The following is a 19244-nucleotide window of genomic DNA, read 5'->3' on the forward strand; positions in this document are numbered from 1 at the left end:
ACCGGCGAAAATGCCGCCATGCCCACTCCTGCCGACACCGCACCCATGGATTCCGAACCCGACCTCGCCCGCCGCGTCACCGAGCTCGAGATCAAGGCCGGCTACGCCGACGACCTGCTCGACCAGCTGAACCAGGCCGTCTATCGCCAGCAGCTGCTCATCGAGCAGCTGGCCCGCGAGCTGGTGGAACTGAAGCGCCAGGCGCCGGCGCCCGCTGCAGCGCCCGGCAGCCTGCGCGACGAGATCCCGCCGCATTATTGAAGCCCGACCCTGAAGCCCGAGCCTGATGCCCGGCACATGCCCTGCACCGGCAGGGCGCCCTGGCCCCGACCACCTGCGCGATGGCGCCCGACACTTCCCGAGGAAAACCCATGTCCGATGCACCGATGCTCTACGAACTGGCCGGGGCCGACCCGCAGCTGCGCTTCAGTCCGTACTGCTGGAAGATCCGGCTGGCCGCGGCCCACAAGGGCGTGGCCCTGCGGGGCGAGCCCTGGCGCTTCACCGAGAAGGAGCGCATCGCTTTCTCGGGCCAGGGCCTGGTGCCGGTGCTGGTCGATGGCGAGACCTGCGTGCACGATTCCTGGCGCATCGCCGAGCACCTGGAAGCCGCGCATCCTGAAGCCCCGTCCCTGTTCGGGGGCCCGCAGGGCAAGGCCCTGGCGCGCTTTGCCAACAGCTGGGCCGACACGGTGCTGGCTCCCGCGATCGCGCGCGTGGTGCTGCCCGACATCCCCGCGATCCTGCATCCCGCGGATCTCGAGTATTTCGTGCAGTCGCGCGAACAGCGCTACGGCAGCCTGGACGCGCTGCGCGCCGCCCGCCCGGAGAATCTCGAGGCGCTGCGCAAGAGCCTGCAGCCCTTGCGGCACACGCTGCGCAGCCAGCCCTACCTGTGCGGCGACGCGCCCGCCTATGGCGATTACGCGGTATTCGGCATGTTCATGTGGGCACGGTGCGTGTCGCCGCTGGAACTGCTGGCCCCCGACGACGCCCCCGTGCTGGAATGGCGCGACCGCCTGCTCGACGCACACGGCGGCCTGGCACGCAGCGCCCGGCTGGCCGCCTAGGGCCGGCCTTCATTGCTTCATGCGATAGCCGGTGCGGAAGATCCACCGCACCGCGATCATGCAGGCGAGCAGGAAGGCCAGGGTCATGCCCACGCTCACTTCCACGCCGACGTCGGCGCTGCCGTAGAAGCTCCATCGGAATCCGCTGACCAGGTAGACCACCGGGTTGAACAGCGTCACGGTGCGCCAGAACGGCGGCAGCATGTCGATGGAGTAGAACGTGCCCCCCAGGAAGGTGAGCGGCGTCACGATCATCAGGGGGATGATCTGCAGTTTCTCGAAGCCGTCGGCCCAGATGCCGATGATGAAGCCGAACAGGCTGAACGTGACGGCGGTCAGCACCAGGAACGAAAACATCCAGAACGGATGCAGGATCTCGAAGGACACGAACAGGCGCGCCGTGGCCAGCATGATCAGGCCCAGGATGATGGACTTGCTGGCGGCCGCCCCGACGTAGCCCAGCACGATCTCGACATAGGACACCGGCGCCGAATGGATCTCGTAGATGGTGCCCGAGAAGCGCGGCATGTAGATGCCGAACGACGCGTTGGCGATGCTCTGCGTGAGCAGCGACAGCATGATCATGCCGGGCACGATGAAGGCGCCGTAGCTCACGCCGTCGATCTCCACCATGTGCGAGCCGATGGCCGAACCGAACACCACGAAATACAGCGCCGTGGAGATCACGGGCGAGGCCACGCTCTGGGCCAGCGTGCGCCAGGCGCGCGCCATTTCGAACAGATAGATTGCGCGTATGCCGTACCAGTTCATGATTCCCTGCTCACCAGGCTGACGAAGATTTCTTCCAGCGAGCTTTCCTTCGACTGGAGATCGGTATAGAGGACGCCGGCCTGGTCCAGCCGGCGCAGCACCTCGGCGATGCCGCCGCCATCGGCGCGGTTGTAGTCGTACGTATAGATGATCTGGCGCTGATCCTCCGACAGCTCCAGCGCGATGTCGCGCAGCGCAGCGGGCAGGCTGTCCAGCGGCTCGGCCAGCGACAGGATCAGCTGCTTCTTGCCGAGCTTGCGCATCAGCGCATGGGTTTCCTCCACGAGGATGATCTCGCCGCGGCGGATCACGCCGATGCGGTCGGCCATCTCCTGGGCCTCCTCGATATAGTGCGTGGTGAGGATGATGGTCACGCCGCGGTCGCGCAGTTCGCGCACCATGTCCCACATGCCGCGGCGCAGTTCCACGTCGACCCCGGCGGTGGGCTCGTCCAGGAACAGGATCTTGGGCTCGTGCGACAGCGCCTTGGCGATCAGCACGCGGCGCTTCATGCCGCCCGACAGCGCCATGATGCGGGTGTCCTTCTTTTCCCAGAGGGAGAGGTCGCGCAGGATCTTCTCGATGTACGCGGGATTGGCCGGCATGCCGAACAGCCCGCGGCTGAAGGTGACGGTGTTCCACACCGTCTCGAAGGCGTCGGTGGTGAGCTCCTGCGGAACCAGCCCGATCTTGGCCCGCGCCGCGCGATATTCGCCGACGATGTCATGGCCGTCGGCCAGCACGCGGCCGGCGCTGGCATTGACGATGCCGCAGACGATGCTGATCAGTGTGGTCTTGCCCGCGCCATTGGGGCCCAGCAAGGCGAAGATCTCGCCCGGCATGATGTCGAGATCGATGTTCTTCAGTGCCTGGTGGCCCGAGGCGTAGGTCTTGGACAGGCCCTGTACGGAAATGACTGGCTGCACGCAAACCTCGATGTGGCGATGAATCCGAGATTCTACTTGCAGCATGCTGACGATTGTGCGTATGGGTCGACGGCAGTGTTCTGCGCCGACGGGCACGGAGCCAGCCCGGCCCCGCGCCCGCCCGCGACGCTCAGACGATGCTGAGGGTGACGTCGATGTTGCCGCGCGTGGCGTTGGAATAGGGGCACACGATGTGGGCCTTGTCTACCAGAGCCTGGGCGGCCGCCCGGTCCATGCCCGGCAGCGAAATCTGCAGCGCCACCTCGATGCCGAAGCCGGTGGGAATGGGGCCTATGCCCACCGCGCCCTGGACCGACACGTCGGACGGGATGGCGATCTTGTCGCGGGCAGCGACGAATTTCATGGCGCCGAGGAAGCAGGCCGAATATCCCGCAGCGAAGAGCTGCTCGGGATTGGTGCCTTCGCCGCCCGCCCCGCCCAGCTCACGGGGCGTGACGAGCCGGATGTCCAGCGCCTTGTCGGACGAGACGGCACGGCCGTCGCGGCCGCCGGTGGCCTGGGCATGGGCGCGGTACAGGACTTTTTCGAGAGACATGGTGTAGCTCCTTGATTCCGGATCAGTAGTTGAATAGCTGTCGATTAGATAGTGCACTACATATTTGCGATGCTGCCGGGGCACAATGCCCCTCACTCCTGCATGCCGGCCTGGCCCTCGTAGCGGCCCAGGCTGGCGCGCAATGCTTCGAGCTGCCCCTTGAGGCGGGCCAGTTCTTCCGTGGAACACGCCGTGGCGCAGTACACCTGCGGCGGCACCTCGGCCGCCCGCCGGCGCAGCGCCCGCCCCTCGGCCGTGAGCCGGATGATGACCTGGCGCTCGTCCTGCAGGGCGCGCTCGCGGCTGATCAGGCCGGCCGTTTCCAGGCGCTTGAGCAGCGGCGTGAGCGTGGCCGAATCCAGGAACAGCCGCCTGCCGATGTCGGACAGCGTGAGTTCGTCCTGCTCCCACAGCACCAGCATGACCAGGTATTGCGGGTACGTGAGCCCGAGATGGCCCAGCAGCTTGCGGTAGACCTTGTGCATGGCCAGCGCCGTGGAGTGCAGCGCGAAGCAGAACTGGTTGTCTAGCCGCAGCGATTCGGCGGCGGGGTCGGGCTTGCGGGTCATGCAGCGAATAATAAATAGCGCACGATTAAATAGCAAGATATATTTTCCCGGGCATGGCGCTCCCCGTTGCCTGCCAGGCCTACAATCGCGGCGTCTGTCGCAATTCCGTCCCGTCGTCCATGACTCCCCTGATCGGTTTCACTTGGCTGCTCGTCCTCCAGGCATTGGGCGTGGCCGTGTCGCACCTCCTCGCCCTGCCCTTCCCCGGCCCCGTGGTCGGCATGGTGCTGCTGCTGGGCCTGCTGCGCTGGCCGCTGGTGCGGCGCCCGGTGTCGCAGGCGGCGCAATGGCTGCTGTCCCACCTGTCGCTGCTCTTCGTGCCGGTGGGCGTGGGGGTGATCACGCACCTGGGCGCGCTGTCGCAGTATGGCGTGCGCATTCTGGTGGTGATCGTCGTGTCCACCCTCGCGGGCATGACGGCCACGTTGTGGGTGCTGCGCGCCGGCCGCCGGAGCAACGACGATGCCTGATTTCGTCGAACTCTGGGTCTACCTCGCCTCCACCCCGCTCTTCGGCCTGACGGCCACGCTGGCGGTCTACCTGTGCGCCCAGGGGGCCTACGTCCGCCTGGGGCAGACTCCACTGGCCAACCCCGTGCTGTGGAGCATCGTGGTGCTGGGAGGCGGACTGGTGCTGACCGACGTCCCCTACCCCACGTACTTCGCGGGCGCCCAGTTCATCCATTTCCTGCTGGGCCCTGCCGTGGTGGCGCTGGCCTGGCCGCTCTGGACGCGGCGGACGGAATTGCGCGCGCGCTGGGCCCGGCTGCTGGGCGCCGCACTGGCTGGCGGCGCAGTGGCCGGCGCCAGCGCCGTGGCGCTGGCCTGGGCGCTGGGGCTGCCGCGCGAACTGGTCCTGTCGCTGGCGCCCAAGTCGGTGACCGCGCCCGTGGCCATGGGGATTTCCGAGGCCATAGGCGGCATTCCCGCGCTGTCGGCGGTATTCGCCGTGCTCACCGGGCTGGTGGGCGCCCTGACGGGCAGGTATGTGTTCGACCTGCTGCGCATTCCCAAGGATGCGGAGGGCTGGTCCCATCGCGGCTACGCCCTCGGCACGGTGTCGCACGGCATCGGCGCGGCGCGGGCCATCCAGGTGGACGCCGACGCCGGCGCCTATGCCGGCCTGGCGCTGGGGCTGCAGGTGCTGCTGACCACGCTGCTGATCCCGCTGGCCTTCCGCCTGGCCAGCTGGTTGGGCTGAAGGGGCCATCCGGCGGGCAGGACCGCCGGGCGCATGCCGGAAGGCCCTGCGCCCGGCGCCGGCCCCGCGGCCGTCAGGCGACGGCGCTTTCCGCCGGCTCGCTGGCGTGGAACTGCGCCTCCTCGGTCGAGCCCGTGAGCGCCGTGGTGGACGACTGCCCGCCCTCGATGGCCTGGGTCACGGCGTCGAAGTAGCCGGTGCCCACCTCGCGCTGGTGCTTGACCGCGGTAAAGCCCAGCTCGGCCGCCGCGAACTCCTTCTGCTGCAGTTCGACGAAGGCGCTCATCTGGCGGCGGGCGTAGCCGTGCGCCAGCTCGAACATGCCGTAGTTCAGCGCGTGGAAGCCGGCCAGCGTGATGAACTGGAACTTGTAGCCCATGGCGCCGATCTCGCGCTGGAACTTCGCGATCGTGTCGTCGTCGAGGTTCTTCTTCCAGTTGAACGAGGGCGAGCAGTTGTAGGCCAGCAGCTTGCCGGGGAATTGGCGATGGATCGCCTCGGCGAACTTGCGCGCATAGTCCAGGTTCGGCGTGGAGGTCTCGCACCAGATCAGGTCGGCGTACGGTGCATAGGCCAGCCCGCGGGCGATGGCCTGGTCGATTCCCGCGCGCGTGCGGAAGAAGCCTTCCACCGTGCGCTCGCCGGTGATGAACGGCCGGTCGTTCTCATCGACGTCGCTGGTCACGAGGTCTGCGGCGTCCGCGTCGGTGCGCGCCAGCAGCAGCGTGGGCGTGCCCATCACGTCGGCAGCCAGGCGGGCGGCGATCAGCTTGGACACCGCCTCGCGCGTGGGCACGAGCACCTTCCCGCCCATGTGGCCGCACTTCTTCACCGAGGCCAGCTGATCCTCGAAATGCACACCGGCCGCCCCCGCATCGATCATGGCCTTCATCAGCTCATAGGCATTGAGCACCCCGCCGAAGCCGGCCTCGGCATCCGCCACGATGGGCGCGAAGTAATCGATATAGCCTTCGTCTCCCGGGTTCCTGCCTTCCATCCACTGGATCTGGTCGCAACGCGACAGGGCCGCATTGATGCGCCGGACCACCTGCGGCACCGAATTGGCGGGATACAGCGACTGGTCGGGATACATCTCGCCGGCCAGGTTGGCGTCGCCCGCCACCTGCCAGCCCGACAGGTAGATGGCCTTGAGTCCGGCCTTCACCTGCTGCATGGCCTGGTTGCCTGTCAAGGCGCCCAGGGAATTGACGAAGGGTTCGCTGTGCAGCAGCTCCCAGAGGCGGGTGGCGCCGCGGTGGGCCAGCGTATGCGCCACGGGCAGCGAGCCGCGCAGGCGCACGACTTCATCGGCGCCGTAGGCGCGCTTGATGCCGGCCCAGCGGGGATTCTCGGCCCAGTCCTTCTGCAGGTTGCGGATTTCGGTTTCGCGATGGCTCATGGTCGTGCTCCTTTGAGTAGAGAGGGGTACTGCGGAACCGGTGCCGCGCAAAGCGCGGGGAGTTGGATAAAGTCTAGGCCGGTTGCTGCGGAGCAACGAGGTTCGAACCTCGCCCATGAGGAAGTTTTTTTATACGGGAAATCAACATGTTACTTGAACCATCCCGCATTACGGAACAAATTCGCCTGCTGTGAAATGCTGTCGCGCTGCCATGCAGCATGCGCTTTCGCATGCCGCAGCCAGCGTTTCACCATACGGAAATCGACATCGTGCCGGCGGCCTACAATGCAGGCTTGTCCCATACCCGACGCCCGCGCCGTTCCATGTCGCTTTCCGAGGCCCCGCTGGGCCATTCCGTCAGCTACCCCAGCCAGTACGACCCCGCCGTCCTGTTCCCGATCGCACGCGCGCAGAATCGCGCCTCGCTGGACCTGGCTTCCTGCCCGCCGTTCCGCGGCGCCGACATCTGGACCGCTTATGAGGTGTCCTGGCTGGACCCCAAGGGCAAGCCGCAGGTCGCCATGGCCCGCTTCACCGTGCCCGCCGACAGCCCCAACCTGGTCGAATCCAAGTCGTTCAAGCTCTACCTGAATTCCTACAACCAGACCCGCCTGCCGGACACGGCCGTGGTGCGCGAGCGCCTGGCGCGCGATCTCGGCGCCGCGGCCGGCGCCCCGGTGGAAGTGGAACTGCTGCTGCCGGCGGAGTTTCCCGGGCAGCAGATCGCCGAGCTCGACGGCATCGACCTGGATGCGCTGGACGTGGCCATCGACACCTACACGCCCGCCCCCGGCCTGCTGCATAGCCTGGACGACGAAGTGCGCGAGGAAACCCTGTGCACGCGCCTGCTGAAATCGAATTGCCCGGTCACGGGCCAGCCCGACTGGGGCAGCCTGCAGGTCCGCTATCGCGGACGGCCCATCGCCCGCGACGCGCTGCTCAAGTATGTGGTGTCGTTCCGCGAGCATGCCGAATTCCACGAACATTGCGTGGAACGCATCTATGCGGACATCATGCGCGCCTGCGCGCCGGAATGGCTGACGGTGTATGCGCGCTATACGCGGCGGGGCGGCCTGGACATCAATCCGTGGCGCACCAATGCGCCGGATGGGTTCGCCCCGGCGCTGGCGCGCACCGCGCGCCAGTAGGCCGGAGCGGCAGATATCGGGTCAGGCGCCGGCCTTGCGCGCCTGCACGCCGATCCACTGCGCCAGCAGCGCGGCTGCAGCGAAGGCCACGGCGGCCCCTATCCAGGGGCCGTGCGCCATGCCGGCATCGAGCAGCAGGCCGAAAGCCAATGGCCCCAGGGCCGAGCCCACGTCCATGCCGGAATACACCAGGCCGTAGACGGAACCCGTGGCGCCCCGCGGCGTGACGCGTCGGATGAGCATGTCGCGCGAGGGAGCCGCCACGCCGGAGCAGAATCCGGCCAGCGCCACCACGGGTGCGGCCAGGAAGGCCGGCACCCACCCCATGGCCAGGGCGACCAGCGTGAGGCCGGCCAGCATCAGCGCCGCCATGACGGTGCGCTCGCTGCGCGGCGTGGCCGACACCAGGAACCCGCCTGCGGCCATGCCCGCGGCGGAGGCCAGCATGTAGCCCGACAGGGCGGAACTGGCGCTGACAGTGGACAGGCCGTACAGCTGCCCCAGCAGCGGGATGGTGTAGTTCTGCACCGAAGACAGGGCCATGGCGGCGCACGCGAAGAACAGGAAGGCGCCCCATAGCGCCGGCCGCGCGGCCAGCGCGCGCAAGGTCCCCAGGACGCTCTCGCGCGGAGCCTCTGCCTCTGCCGCTGCCGTCCCGCCCTGCCCGGCGCCGTCGGCCGGCTGCGGCTCGAGCTCGCCGCCCAGCAGGTCGCGCCCCAGGACGGTCAGCGCCAGCACCGCGGCCACCAGCGCCGCCGCGCCGAAGGCCGCCACGCGCCAGTCGGCCAGCAGCGTCAGGGTGGTGATGAATACCGGAGCCAGGGCCCAGCCGAGGTTGCCGGTGAGGCCGTGGGTGCTGTAGGCCAGCCCCAGCCGCGGCGGGCTGACCCGGTGGTTGATGATGGCATAGTCGGCCGGATGGAACACGGCGTTGCCTGCGCCCCCGACGGCGGCCGCCGCCAGCAGCATGGCATAGCCGCTGGAAGCGCCGATCAGCACGGCCGATGCCACGAAGCAGCCCAGGCCGAACCACAACACCGGGCGTGCGCCGATGCGATCCACCACGAAGCCCGACGAAGCCTGCCCCAGGCCCGAGACGACGTAGAACACCGACATCAGCAGCCCGAGCGCCGCGAAGTCCAGGCCGAAGGCCTGGCCCAGCGACACGTACAGCGAAGGCAGCACGAGCTGGAAGAAGTGCGAGCAGGAATGGGCGGCCCCGACCAGCAGAATGATGCGCCAGTCGCGGCGGCGCAGGGACGGGGCATCGACGAAGAGCGGAGGCTGGACGGCGGTGTTCATGGAAACGGGATTGTGCCGCGGCCGCCGGACCGGCCGGCTGCGGACAGGGCTGCTAGAGGGATTTCTCGCGGATGGCGGGCCAGGCGCGGCGCAGGTAATAGCACATCGACCAGACCGTGAGCACGGCAGCCACCACGATGAGCCAGCTGCCCACCTGGTGCACGTTGACGCCCATCACGGGGCGGTCGTAGAGCAGGCAGGGAATGGCCACCATCTGCGCGGCGGTCTTGAACTTGCCCAGGCGGTGCACCGCCACGCTCGCGGAAGCGCCGATCTTGGCCATCCATTCGCGCAGCGCCGAGATCGTGATTTCGCGGCCGATGATGATCAGCGAGACGAACGCGTCGACCCGGTTCAGGTCCAGCAGCACCAGCAGCGCCGCGCAGACCATGAGCTTGTCGGCCACCGGATCGAGGAAGGCGCCGAAGGCCGAGGTCTGGTTCCAGCGGCGCGCCAGCCAGCCGTCGAACCAGTCGGTGAGCGCCGCGACGATGAAAGCCAATGCCGCCAGCGTATCGCGCGTGGGCATCGCCAACCAGCTCTCGGGGACATAGAACAGGCCCACCACCAACGGGATCATGGCGATGCGCAGCCAGGTGAGGATGATCGGGATGTTTATCGGCATAGTGGACGTATGCTACTTGATATCGTGTGTCGCCAGAAAGCAGGCGCTCCCGGCGGGCCCGGCCGCCTCACCCGTGCAGCGCGTCGTAGATGCGCTCCGCCAGTTCCTGGGAGATGCCGTCCACCGAGGCCAGGTCGGCCACGCTGGCCCGGCTCACGCCGGCCAGCCCGCCGAAGCGCGCCAGCAGCCGCTGGCGCCTGCGCGCGCCCACCCCCTCGATCTCCTCCAGGCGCGACACGTTGCGGGTCTTGGCGCGGCGCGCGCGCATGCCGGTGATGGCGAAGCGGTGCGCCTCGTCGCGCACCTGCGCGATCAGCATCAGCGCGGCCGATTCCCTGCCCAGGGCCACGGGCGCACGCCCATCGGCGAAGACCAGGGTTTCCAGCCCGACCTTGCGCCCTTCCCCCTTGGCCACGCCGACCAGTGCCTGCACGTCCAGTCCCAGCTCGACGAAAACCTGCCGCGCCACCTCGACCTGGCCCTTGCCGCCGTCGATCAGGACCAGCCCCGGCATGGCCGCTTCGCCGTCGGCCACCTTGCCGAAGCGCCGGGTCAGTACCTGGCGCATGGCGGCGTAGTCGTCGCCGGGCGTGATGCCGACGATGTTGTACCGCCGGTACAGCGAAGACTGCATTTCGTGATGCTGGTACACCACGCAGGAAGCCTGGGTGGCCTCGCCGGCGGTATGGCTGATGTCGAAGCATTCGATGCGCAGGGCGTCCAGGGCGGCCTCGTCCGTGTCCAGGTCCAGCACCTCCGCCAGCGCCAGGGTGCGCGCCGCCCGCGCGCCCGACTCCGTGAGGACACGGGCCAGCGCCAGCTCGGCGTTCTTCGTGGCCTGCTCCAGCCAGGCGCGGCGCATGGCCTGCGGCCGGGTCAGCACGCGCGGCGGGCGCGTCCCGGCCTGTTCGGCCAGCAGTTCCACCAGGCCGGCGTCGGGCAGCGCATGCGTACAGACCAGCACGGGAGGCAGCGCGCTCTCGGTGTAGTGCTGCGCGATGAAGGCCTCCAGCACCTGTTCGGGCGGCTCGCCATCGGCATGCGCGGGAAAGAAGGGCTTGTCGCCCAGGTGGCGCCCGCCCCGCACCATGGCCAGATTCACGCAGACCTTGCCGCCGGCCGCCGCCACGGCGATCACGTCGGTGTCCTCGCCGCCCACGCTCTCCATGGTCTGCTGGTGCAGCACGCGCGCCAGCGAACCCATCTGGTCGCGCAGCGCCGCCGCCTCCTCGAAGCGCAGCTCGCCGGACGCCTGCAGCATGCGCGCCTCGATCTCGTCCAGCACCTCCTTGGCATGGCCATTGAGAAAGCGCACGGCGCGCTGCACGTCGGCAGCGTAGTCCTGCTGCCCGATGGCCCCCACGCAGGGCGCGGAACAGCGCCCGATCTGGTGCAGCAGGCAGGGCCGGGAACGGTTGGCATATACCGTGTCCTCGCAGCTGCGCAGGCGGAACACCTTCTGCAATATCTGCATCGTCTCGCGCACCGCCCAGGAATTGGGGTACGGGCCGAAGTACTGCCCTGCCCGGCTGGTGGAACCGCGGTAGTAGGCAATGCGGGGGTATTCGTGCGCCGTGATGAGCAGGTACGGGTACGACTTGTCGTCCCGGAACAGGATGTTGTAGCGCGGGCGCAGCCGCTTGATGAGGTTGTTCTCCAGCAGCAGCGCCTCGGCTTCCGAACGGGTCACCGTGACTTCGACGCTGGCCACCTTGGCCACCATCTGCGCGATCCGCGGGCTGGCCAGGGTCTTCTGGAAATACGACGAGACGCGCTTCTTCAGGTCGCGCGCCTTGCCCACGTACATGACTTGGCCTTCCGCGTCCAGGTGCCGGTACACGCCCGGCAGGTGCGGCAGGTCAGCGAGAAATGATTTGAGATTGAATGCTTCGGGCATGCTGATAGCGGCTGTCTGCCTGCAGGGCCTCCCAGTCGGGCGCGGGAACGCGCGGCATCAGGCGGCGCAGGCGCCCGACCGCCTCCGGGGAGGGCGACGCGCGCAGGCGCGCCAGCAGGTCGTCGGCCATGTCGGGGCGGTTGCACACCAGCACCATGTCGCAGCCGGCCCCCAGCGCCGCCTCGGCGCGCGCCAGGATGTCGCCCGCGACCGCGGCGCCTTCCATGGTGAGGTCGTCGGAGAACACCACGCCATCGTAGCCCAGCCGGCCCCGCAGGATCTCCTGCACCCAGCGGCGCGAAAAGCCGGCCGGCCTGGCATCGACCTTGGGATAGATGACATGCGCCGGCATCACGGCCGGCAGGATGGCATTGCCCATCCACAGGTACGGCGCGGCGTCTTCCTTGAGGATGCGCGAGAGCGGCCGGCGGTCGACCGGGATCTCGTGATGCGAATCGGCCTCCACGGCGCCGTGCCCCGGGAAATGCTTGCCGCAGGCGCCCATGCCCGCCAGCGCCAGCCCCTGCACCAGGGCGCGCGCCAGCATGGCCACCACCCGCGGATCGCGATGGAACGCCCGCGTGCCCACCACCTTGCTCACGCCGTAGTCCAGGTCCAGGACCGGCGCAAAGCTGAAGTCCACGCCACAGGCCCGCAGCTCGGCGGCCAGCACGTAGCCCGTGTCGGTGGCCGCGCGCATCGCCGCCAGCGGGTCGCGGTCCCAGAGCCGGCCCAGTGCCTGCATGGGCGGCAGCGGCGTGAAGCCGTCGTCGCGGAAGCGCTGCACGCGTCCGCCTTCCTGGTCCACGGCAACCAGCAGAGGTTCGCGCCGGGCCGCGTGGATGGCGCGCGTGAGCGCCGTCAGCTGGGCGCGGCTCTCGAAGTTGCGCGCGAACAGGATCACGCCCCCGACCAACGGGTGGCGCAGGCGCTGGCGCTCGGCGCGCGTGAGGGTGGTGCCGGCCACGTCGACCATGACCGGACCGGGCGGCAGCACGGGGGCCGTGCCGGACTTACTGCTGACCATCGGATCGTCCTTCTGCTTCTGGAGTATGCCGGCCCGGGGCCGGACGCGCATGCTCGACCAGCACATAGGCCGCCGCCATGTCGGATTCGTCGGTGATCGACACGTGTGCCGCGCCGAAGCGGGCCGCATACCAGCCCTGCAGCTCGGGCGCGATGACCAGCACCGGACGCCCGCCCGGGGCATTGAGCGTCTGCACCCGCCGCCAGGCCATGGGCATGCGCATGCCCAGGCCTATGGCCTTGGAGAAGGCCTCCTTGGCGGCGAAACGGGTGGCCAGGAAGCGCACGCCCCGGGCCGGATCGCGCGCGCGGCGGGCATGGAACTTGCGAAGTTCGTCGGCGCCGAGGACCTTCTCGGCGAAGCGGTCGCCATGCCGGGCCAGCGCCTGCTCGATGCGCGCGATGCGGATCAGGTCCATGCCTATGCCGGCGATGCAGCCTGGGGCGGAGGAATGTGTGTCGGACATGGGAAGAATGATACGCGAGCGGGGCAGGCTGTCGCCGGAGGGCGGCCTGGGGGGCCGACATGCGGGGCCGGCATGCGGGGCCGGCATGCACTAGCCGGCTCCGGCTAGCCCGCCTCGTAGAGGTGCCGGTTCAGCGCCAGGTAGGCGTCGCGCGACGGCACCAGGTGATCGCGGCAGAGATGGATGAGCGCGTCGCGGCGACCTTCACGCAGGGCCTCGATCATCGCCCAATGCTCCTGGCGCGCGCGTTCGCGGTAGCGGGCATCGACCAGCGAACCGAAACGGATGGGATGGGTCTGGCGGGCGTACTCGCGGATGGCCCGCTGCAGCACGCTGTTCTCGCAACATGAGAACAGCGCCTCGTGGAAGCGCTGGTTGCTGCGGAACACGCCGCGAGGGTCCAGCGCCGCCACGGCGGCGTCGTGCTCGCGCTGGATGGCGATGAGAGCCTGCAGCGGCTCTTCGGGCAAGGGGCACGGCAGCAGCCGCGCCGCCTCGCCTTCCAGCAGCGCACGCACCTGGTACAGCTCGGCCACTTCGCGCGGCGAGAACGCGCGCACCACGCAGCCGGCGTTCTTGCGGCGCTCCACCAGCCCCATGCGGGCCAGCTCGGCCAGCACCTCGCGCACCGCGTGCCGCTTGAAGCCGAAGCGGCGGATGAGGTCGTCCTCGATGAGGCGTTCACGCGGATGCAGCCGGCCGAGCACGATGTCTTCCTCGAGCGCGCGCACCGCCACGGCCACGTCGGCGGTGGCCGATGCCGTGGCATCCGGGGTAGCAGAGGCAGCCGGGGTGCGCGCCATGTCGGAGGCAGAGCAGGCGGTCAGGCGCGGCCGCGCTCGGCCTGCAGCCGCGCCTGCACCATCAGCGCCTTCATGTCGCGCACGGCCTTGTCCCAGCCGTCGAACACGGCCTGGGCAACGATGGCGTGGCCGATGTTGAGTTCGGAGATGCCGGGCAGCGCTGCAATGGGCCCGACGTTGCCATAGTGCAGGCCATGGCCCGCGTTCACCCGCAGCCCGTGGCGCAGGCCATGCGCCACAGCGGCACGAACCCGCTCCAGCTCGGCCTGGACCTGTGCCGGCCCGGCGGCTTCGGCATAGGCGCCGGTGTGCAGCTCGATCACCGGGGCGCCTGCCCGCACCGCCGCGTCGATCTGCGACGGCTCGGGATCGATGAAGAGGGAGACGCGGATGCCCGCCTCCGACAGGCGCGCCACCGCGTCGGCGACCGCCTCCAGCGCGCCGGCCACGTCCAGCCCGCCCTCGGTGGTGAGCTCGCTGCGCTTCTCCGGCACCAGGCAGACGTCGTGCGGCCGGATCTCGCAGGCAATGGCCAGCATTTCGGGCGTGACCGCGCACTCGAGGTTCATGCGCGTGCGCAGCTGCGGGCGGATCGCCCGCACGTCGGCATCCTGGATGTGACGGCGGTCTTCGCGCAGGTGCAGCGTGATCAGGTCGGCCCCGGCCTCCTCGGCGCGCAGCGCTGCCGCGACGGGATCGGGATAGGCAGTGTGGCGCTGCTGGCGCAGCGTGGCCACGTGGTCGATGTTGACACCAAGTTCTATCATTGCTGCAAGGGCGTGGCGGCGATCGGCTGCGGCGCCACGGTGGATTCGTGCCAGCCGCCGCCGAGCGCCTTGTAGAGTTCGACGCGGTTCACCAGTGCTTCCAGGCCTGCCTGGACGAGGGACAGCTGGGCCGCGTAGAAATCCACCTGCGCGTTCTGCACCTGCAGATAGCTGTCGACGCCACCACGGTAGCGCATGTCGGACAGCTCCAGCGTCCGTGCCGAGGAGGCCTGCAGGGCCCGCAGCGCATCGAGTTCGGCACCGTAGGTGGCCTCGCCCGCCAACGCGTCGGCCACCTCGCGGAAAGCCTGCTGTATGGCCTGCTCGTACTGGGAAACAGCGATATTATCGCGCGCTTTGGCCAGGTTCAGGCCTTCGCGTATGCTGCCGCCCGCGAACAGCGGCGTGGTGATCGACGGCGAGAAGCTCCAGTAGCCGTTGCCGCCCGAGAACAGGTCGTCCAGCGAAGGGCTGGCCACGCCCAGCAGGCCGGTCAGCGAGATGGTCGGGAAGAAGGCCGCACGGGCGGCGCCGATGTTGGCCTTGGCCGCGCGCAGCTGGTTCTCGGCAGCGAGAATGTCGGGACGCCGCTCCAGCAGATCCGACGGCAGGCCCGCGGGCACCGAGGCCAGCAGCTGGTCGCGGCCGAACTCCGCCGGCGGCGGCAGATCGGCCGGCAGCTGCGGCACGCCTACCAGCACCTGCAGGGCATTGGCCGCCTGGGCCCGCACGCGCACCAGCTGCGCCTGGTCGGCCAGGGCCGAGTCGAGCAGGGACTTCGACTGGTTGAGGTCCAGCTCGGAGGCCACCCCGCCTTCGAACCGCATCCTGACCAGGTCGTAGGAAGCCTGGCGCGACGCCAGCGTCCTGCGCGTCAGGTCGAGCTGCGCTTCGGCCGCGCGCAGGTTGAAATAGGCCTCGGCCACCGCCCCGACCAGCGTGATGTGCACGCTGCGCTGCGACTGCTCGGTCGACAGGTACTGCTGCAGTGCCGCCTCGGACAGGCTGCGCAGGCGTCCGAAGAGGTCGATCTCGAAGGTGGTCAGGCCCACGCCGGCCTGGTACTGGCTGCTGATGGACGAGGAATCCGGCCCGCCCGGGCGCAGGTCGCGCGGCAGGCGCTGACGCTGGCCCTGCACGCCCGCGCCGATGGCGGGCCATTGCTCGCCGCGCTGCACGCCATACTGCGCACGCGCCTCCTCGACCCGCTGCACCGCCACCCGCAGGTCGCGGTTGTTCTGCAGGGCCAGGCTGATCAGGGCCTGCAGCCGTGCGTCCCGGAAGAACGCGCGCCAGCCGATGTCGGCGGCCGGCACCGCGCCGGCAGGCGCAACGGCCGAGGCCGGCTGCACCGCGTCGTCCCTGCCGTCGCCGGACACGCGGGGCAGCGTGGGCCAGTCTGCCTGCACCGGCATGGCCGGGCGCTGGTACTCGGGGGCCAGCGAGCAGCCCGCCAGCAGCGCCGACAGCAGCAGCGCCAGCGCACGGGAATGATTACGGGCCATCATTGCCTGCCCTCCTCGTCTTGAGCCGGGCCTGTGCCGGGAGACGGCGTGGCCGGGGCGGCGGCCGCCTCCGCGCCCAGTAGCCTCGGACGTGTCTTGAACAGGCCCAGCACCACCACGAAGAACGTGGGCACGAAGATCACCGCGAACGGCGTGGCCGCCAGCATGCCGCCCAGCACGCCGATGCCGACCGCGCGCTGGCTGGCCGCGCCGGCGCCGGTTGCCAGCGCCAGCGGGATCACGCCCAGGATGAAGGCCAGCGAAGTCATCAGGATGGGACGGAAACGCAGTCGCGCCGCCTCCACCGCCGACTCGAACAGGCCCTTGCCGCGCGCGTATTCGTCCTTGGCGAATTCCACGATCAGGATCGCATTCTTGGCGGCCAGGCCTATCACCGTGACCATGCCGACCTGGAAGTACACGTCGTTCGACATGCCCATCGCCGACACCAGCGCCACCGCGCCCAGCATGCCCAGCGGCACCACCAGCATCACCGACAGCGGAATGGCCCAGCTTTCGTACAGCGCCGCCAGCACCATGAAGACGACCAGCAGCGCCAGGCCCATCAGGATGGGCGCCTGGTTGCCGGCCTGGCGCTCCTGGTACGAGAGCCCGTTCCATTCGTAGCCGAAGCCTTGCGGCAGCTGCGCGACGAGGCGCTCCATCTCGGCCATCGCCTCGCCGGTGGTGTGCCCGGGCGCGGCATCGCCGCCGATGCGTATGGACTCGTAGCTGTTGTAGCGCACCACCTGCACCGGCCCCTGGGCCCACTTGGCGGTGACGAACGTGGACAGGGGCACCATGCCGCCCTGGTTGTTGCGGGCGTTGAGCCGCAGCAGGTCCTCGACCTGCATGCGGTATTTCTCGTCGGCCTGCACCCATACGTTCTGCATGCGCCCCATGTTGGGGAACTTGTTGATGTAGGCCGAACCCAGCGCCGTGGATATCAGCGTCGCAGCCTCGGCGAAGTCCACCCCCAGGGCAGCCGCCTTGTCGCGGTCTATGTTCAGCGACAGCTGCGCCCCCGGCCCCAGGCCGGTGATGCGCACCTGCGACAGCACCGGGCTCTGCATGGCCATGCCCATGAGCTGGGCCGTGGCGGCCGCCAGCGCGTCGCTGCCCGCCCCGGCCCGGTCCTGGAGGCGGAAGTCGAAACCCGTGGCGGTGCCCAGCGACGAGATGGCCGGCGGCACCAGCGTGAACACCTGTGCGTCGGGGATGCCCATCAGCAGCTTCTGGAAAGCGCCGAATGCGATGGCTCCCGCGGATTGGCCCGGCCCGGTGCGCTCGGAGAAGTCCTTCAGGGTCGTGAATGCGATGGCGGCGTTCAGGCCATTGCCGTTGAAGCTGAAACCCTGCACGGCGATGACGTTCTCCACCTCTTCCAGGCCCATGAAGTATTTCTCCACCTGCTCGATCACCTCCACCGTGCGGTTGGCCGACGCCCCCGAAGGCAGCTCGATGTTGCTGATCACGTAGCCCTGGTCTTCTTCCGGCAGGAAAGACGACGGCATGCGCAGGTACAGCCAGCCCAGCAGCACCACCAGCAGCGCGAAGATGAGCATCATGCGCCCGCTCTTGTGCAGGATGCGGGCCACCCAGGTCTGGTAGCCGTGGGTGGTGGCGTCGAACTTGCGGTTGAACCAGCCGAAGAAGCCCCGCTTCTCCTGGTGGTGCCCCTTGGGGATCGGTTTCAGGATGGTGGCGCACAGCGCCGGCGTGAAGCTCAGGGCCAGGAAGGCCGAGAAGAAGATCGACACCGCCATGGCGATGGAGAACTGGCGATAGATCACGCCCACCGAGCCGCTCATGAAGGCCAGGGGCAGGAATACCGCCACCAGCACCAGGGTGATGCCCACGATGGCGCCGCTGATCTGGGGCATGGCCTTCTTGGTGGCCTCCCTGGGCGGCAGGCCTTCCGTGGCCATGATGCGTTCCACGTTCTCGACCACCACGATGGCGTCGTCGACGAGGATGCCGATGGCCAGCACCATCGCGAACATTGTGAGCACGTTGATGGAGAAGCCCAGGGCCAGCATCACCGCGAAGGCGCCCAGCATGGCCACCGGCACCACCAGCGCCGGGATCAGGGTGTAGCGGACGTTCTGCAGGAACAGGAACATCACCAGGAACACCAGCACCATGGCCTCGGCCAGGGTGTGCAGCACCTGCTCGATGGACACCTTGACGTAGGGCGCGGTGTCGTAGGGGATGTCGTAGTGCACGTTGCCCGGGAAGAAGCGCGACAGCGATTCCATCTCCGCCCTCACGCCTTCGGCGGTGGCGAGCGCGTTGGCGTCGGGCGACAGCACGATGGCGAAGGCAGCCGTGGGCTGGCCATTCAGGCGGGCGCCGAACTGGTAGTTGTCGGCCCCCACCTCCACGCGCGCCACGTCGCGCAGCAGCACCTTCGATCCGTCGGGATTGGCTCGCAGCACGATGCCGCCGAAGCCTTCCACCGTGGCCAGCTGGCCGTTGGCCACGACCGTGGCGGTCGAGCGCTGCGACGCGGGATTGGGCGGCGCGCCCACGCTGCCGGCCGAGATCAGCACGTTCTGCTGGCTGATGGCCTGGTTCACCTCGGCCATGCTGAGCTGGTAGCCCACCAGCTTGGCGGGGTCGACCCAGATCCGCATGGCGCGCGGCGCCGCGAACAGCTGGAACTGGCCCACGCCGGGCACCCGCGAGACCGGGTTCTGCACGTTGCGGCGGATGTAGTCGGCCAGCGCGGTCTGGTCCATCGAGCCGTCGGAGGACGACAGCGTCACGATCATCAGGAAGCCGGCGCTGGTCTGCTCGTAGTTCAGGCCCTGCTGGGTAACGGCCGTGGGCAACTGGGCCGACACGTTGGATACCCGGTTCTGCACGTCCACCTGGGCGAGGTCCGGGTCCGTGCCGGGCGCGAAAGTGACGGTGATCTCGGCCTGCCCGTAGTTGTCGCTCACGGACTCGTAGTACAGCAGTCCCTTGGCGCCGTTGAGCTGGTCCTCGATGATGCTGGTGACCGACTCGGCCACTTCCTTGGCGGAGGCGCCCGGATAGGTGGCCGTGATCGTGATGGCCGGCGGCGCCACGTCGGGGTACTGGGCCACCGGCATGTTGGAGATGGCCAGCAGGCCCGCCAGGAGGATGAACAGGGACACCACCCAGGCGAAGATGGGTCTATCGATGAAGAATTGCGGCATGTGGGCTGACTCGTTTAGCGATGCTCAC

At 68.9% G+C, this 19244-nt stretch carries 19 protein-coding genes; 5 read left to right on the forward strand and 14 right to left on the reverse strand.

What is annotated here, in order from left to right:
- Positions 1–18 precede the first annotated feature (18 nt).
- Together ACYBYQ_RS13740 and ACYBYQ_RS13745 are read left to right on the forward strand one after the other, a co-directional pair.
- Complete coding sequence (locus ACYBYQ_RS13740) at positions 19–261, forward strand: SlyX family protein (RefSeq protein ID WP_459614735.1); 243 nt, start codon at positions 19–21, stop codon at positions 259–261.
- 110 nt (positions 262–371) lie between these two features.
- Complete coding sequence (locus ACYBYQ_RS13745; protein ID WP_459614736.1) at positions 372–1070, forward strand: glutathione S-transferase family protein; 699 nt, start codon at positions 372–374, stop codon at positions 1068–1070.
- Positions 1071–1079: 9 nt separating this feature from the next.
- On the opposite strand, the gene ACYBYQ_RS13750 is transcribed toward ACYBYQ_RS13745, so the two are convergent.
- The 4 genes from ACYBYQ_RS13750 to ACYBYQ_RS13765 form a co-directional block, all read right to left on the reverse strand.
- A complete protein-coding gene (locus ACYBYQ_RS13750; RefSeq protein WP_459614737.1) occupies positions 1080–1841 on the reverse strand; it encodes an ABC transporter permease in 762 nt (253 codons plus the stop codon).
- Entirely contained in the window at positions 1838–2767 is a 930-nt protein-coding gene (locus tag ACYBYQ_RS13755) for an ABC transporter ATP-binding protein (protein ID WP_459614738.1), read from the reverse strand. Before ACYBYQ_RS13755 ends, ACYBYQ_RS13750 begins: the two co-directional genes overlap by 4 nt.
- A 130-nt stretch (positions 2768–2897) precedes the next feature.
- Entirely contained in the window at positions 2898–3323 is a 426-nt protein-coding gene (locus ACYBYQ_RS13760; RefSeq protein ID WP_459614739.1) for an organic hydroperoxide resistance protein, read from the reverse strand.
- Positions 3324–3415: 92 nt separating this feature from the next.
- Entirely contained in the window at positions 3416–3892 is a 477-nt protein-coding gene (locus ACYBYQ_RS13765; protein WP_459614740.1) for a MarR family winged helix-turn-helix transcriptional regulator, read from the reverse strand.
- A gap of 119 nt (positions 3893–4011) precedes the next feature.
- On the opposite strand from ACYBYQ_RS13765, the gene ACYBYQ_RS13770 reads away from it, so the two are divergent.
- Together ACYBYQ_RS13770 and ACYBYQ_RS13775 are read left to right on the forward strand one after the other, a co-directional pair.
- Complete coding sequence (locus ACYBYQ_RS13770; protein ID WP_459614741.1) at positions 4012–4362, forward strand: CidA/LrgA family protein; 351 nt, start codon at positions 4012–4014, stop codon at positions 4360–4362.
- On the forward strand, positions 4355–5092 hold the full coding sequence (locus tag ACYBYQ_RS13775) for an LrgB family protein (protein WP_459614742.1): 738 nt from the start codon (positions 4355–4357) through the stop codon (positions 5090–5092). The genes ACYBYQ_RS13770 and ACYBYQ_RS13775 overlap by 8 nt, the downstream gene beginning before the upstream one ends.
- A 73-nt stretch (positions 5093–5165) precedes the next feature.
- Here ACYBYQ_RS13775 and aceA read toward each other — a convergent pair whose 3' ends face one another.
- Positions 5166–6491, reverse strand: a complete 1326-nt coding sequence (gene aceA, locus ACYBYQ_RS13780; RefSeq protein ID WP_459614743.1) for an isocitrate lyase — start codon at positions 6489–6491, stop codon at positions 5166–5168.
- Positions 6492–6814: 323 nt separating this feature from the next.
- Here aceA and queF point away from each other — a divergent pair, with 323 nt between their 5' ends.
- Entirely contained in the window at positions 6815–7639 is an 825-nt protein-coding gene (gene queF, locus ACYBYQ_RS13785) for an NADPH-dependent 7-cyano-7-deazaguanine reductase QueF (RefSeq protein WP_459614744.1), read from the forward strand.
- Between the two features lie 21 nt (positions 7640–7660).
- On the opposite strand, the gene ACYBYQ_RS13790 is transcribed toward queF, so the two are convergent.
- From ACYBYQ_RS13790 to ACYBYQ_RS13830, 9 genes are all read right to left on the reverse strand, one after another.
- The gene (locus ACYBYQ_RS13790) at positions 7661–8941 is read right to left on the reverse strand and encodes an MFS transporter (RefSeq protein ID WP_459614745.1); all 1281 of its coding nucleotides are present in this window, start codon (positions 8939–8941) and stop codon (positions 7661–7663) included.
- A 52-nt stretch (positions 8942–8993) separates the two neighbouring features.
- Positions 8994–9566, reverse strand: a complete 573-nt coding sequence (pgsA, locus tag ACYBYQ_RS13795) for a CDP-diacylglycerol--glycerol-3-phosphate 3-phosphatidyltransferase (RefSeq protein ID WP_459614746.1) — start codon at positions 9564–9566, stop codon at positions 8994–8996.
- Between the two features lie 67 nt (positions 9567–9633).
- The gene (gene uvrC, locus ACYBYQ_RS13800) at positions 9634–11463 is read right to left on the reverse strand and encodes an excinuclease ABC subunit UvrC (protein ID WP_459614747.1); all 1830 of its coding nucleotides are present in this window, start codon (positions 11461–11463) and stop codon (positions 9634–9636) included.
- The gene (nagZ, locus tag ACYBYQ_RS13805) at positions 11426–12490 is read right to left on the reverse strand and encodes a beta-N-acetylhexosaminidase (RefSeq protein ID WP_459614748.1); all 1065 of its coding nucleotides are present in this window, start codon (positions 12488–12490) and stop codon (positions 11426–11428) included. The genes uvrC and nagZ overlap by 38 nt, the downstream gene beginning before the upstream one ends.
- Complete coding sequence (gene acpS / locus ACYBYQ_RS13810; protein ID WP_459614749.1) at positions 12477–12956, reverse strand: holo-ACP synthase; 480 nt, start codon at positions 12954–12956, stop codon at positions 12477–12479. The genes nagZ and acpS overlap by 14 nt, the downstream gene beginning before the upstream one ends.
- A 104-nt stretch (positions 12957–13060) precedes the next feature.
- The gene (locus tag ACYBYQ_RS13815; protein ID WP_459614750.1) at positions 13061–13759 is read right to left on the reverse strand and encodes a GntR family transcriptional regulator; all 699 of its coding nucleotides are present in this window, start codon (positions 13757–13759) and stop codon (positions 13061–13063) included.
- Positions 13760–13779: 20 nt separating this feature from the next.
- On the reverse strand, positions 13780–14526 hold the full coding sequence (gene pdxJ, locus ACYBYQ_RS13820; protein ID WP_459614751.1) for a pyridoxine 5'-phosphate synthase: 747 nt from the start codon (positions 14524–14526) through the stop codon (positions 13780–13782).
- Positions 14523–16034 carry an efflux transporter outer membrane subunit gene (locus ACYBYQ_RS13825; protein ID WP_459614752.1) on the reverse strand — a complete coding sequence of 504 codons (1512 nt, stop codon included), beginning with the start codon at positions 16032–16034 and terminating at the stop codon, positions 14523–14525. Before ACYBYQ_RS13825 ends, pdxJ begins: the two co-directional genes overlap by 4 nt.
- Positions 16031–19216 carry a multidrug efflux RND transporter permease subunit gene (locus ACYBYQ_RS13830; RefSeq protein ID WP_459614753.1) on the reverse strand — a complete coding sequence of 1062 codons (3186 nt, stop codon included), beginning with the start codon at positions 19214–19216 and terminating at the stop codon, positions 16031–16033. The genes ACYBYQ_RS13825 and ACYBYQ_RS13830 overlap by 4 nt, the downstream gene beginning before the upstream one ends.
- Positions 19217–19244 lie beyond the last annotated feature (28 nt).

The sequence above is a fragment of the Bordetella sp. 2513F2 genome (assembly GCF_054642735.1).

Coding starts and splice junctions, on each gene's coding strand:
- pgsA (WP_459614746.1), bottom strand. CDS start 9,566: ATGCCGATAAACATCCCGATCATCCTCACCTGGCTGCGCATCGCCATG.
- ACYBYQ_RS13740 (WP_459614735.1), top strand. CDS start 19: ATGCCCACTCCTGCCGACACCGCACCCATGGATTCCGAACCCGACCTC.
- nagZ (WP_459614748.1), bottom strand. CDS start 12,490: ATGGTCAGCAGTAAGTCCGGCACGGCCCCCGTGCTGCCGCCCGGTCCG.
- ACYBYQ_RS13745 (WP_459614736.1), top strand. CDS start 372: ATGTCCGATGCACCGATGCTCTACGAACTGGCCGGGGCCGACCCGCAG.
- ACYBYQ_RS13825 (WP_459614752.1), bottom strand. CDS start 16,034: ATGATGGCCCGTAATCATTCCCGTGCGCTGGCGCTGCTGCTGTCGGCG.
- ACYBYQ_RS13790 (WP_459614745.1), bottom strand. CDS start 8,941: ATGAACACCGCCGTCCAGCCTCCGCTCTTCGTCGATGCCCCGTCCCTG.
- ACYBYQ_RS13775 (WP_459614742.1), top strand. CDS start 4,355: ATGCCTGATTTCGTCGAACTCTGGGTCTACCTCGCCTCCACCCCGCTC.
- acpS (WP_459614749.1), bottom strand. CDS start 12,956: ATGTCCGACACACATTCCTCCGCCCCAGGCTGCATCGCCGGCATAGGC.
- ACYBYQ_RS13830 (WP_459614753.1), bottom strand. CDS start 19,216: ATGCCGCAATTCTTCATCGATAGACCCATCTTCGCCTGGGTGGTGTCC.
- ACYBYQ_RS13760 (WP_459614739.1), bottom strand. CDS start 3,323: ATGTCTCTCGAAAAAGTCCTGTACCGCGCCCATGCCCAGGCCACCGGC.
- ACYBYQ_RS13815 (WP_459614750.1), bottom strand. CDS start 13,759: ATGGCGCGCACCCCGGCTGCCTCTGCTACCCCGGATGCCACGGCATCG.
- uvrC (WP_459614747.1), bottom strand. CDS start 11,463: ATGCCCGAAGCATTCAATCTCAAATCATTTCTCGCTGACCTGCCGCAC.
- ACYBYQ_RS13770 (WP_459614741.1), top strand. CDS start 4,012: ATGACTCCCCTGATCGGTTTCACTTGGCTGCTCGTCCTCCAGGCATTG.
- ACYBYQ_RS13750 (WP_459614737.1), bottom strand. CDS start 1,841: ATGAACTGGTACGGCATACGCGCAATCTATCTGTTCGAAATGGCGCGC.
- ACYBYQ_RS13765 (WP_459614740.1), bottom strand. CDS start 3,892: ATGACCCGCAAGCCCGACCCCGCCGCCGAATCGCTGCGGCTAGACAAC.
- aceA (WP_459614743.1), bottom strand. CDS start 6,491: ATGAGCCATCGCGAAACCGAAATCCGCAACCTGCAGAAGGACTGGGCC.
- pdxJ (WP_459614751.1), bottom strand. CDS start 14,526: ATGATAGAACTTGGTGTCAACATCGACCACGTGGCCACGCTGCGCCAG.
- queF (WP_459614744.1), top strand. CDS start 6,815: ATGTCGCTTTCCGAGGCCCCGCTGGGCCATTCCGTCAGCTACCCCAGC.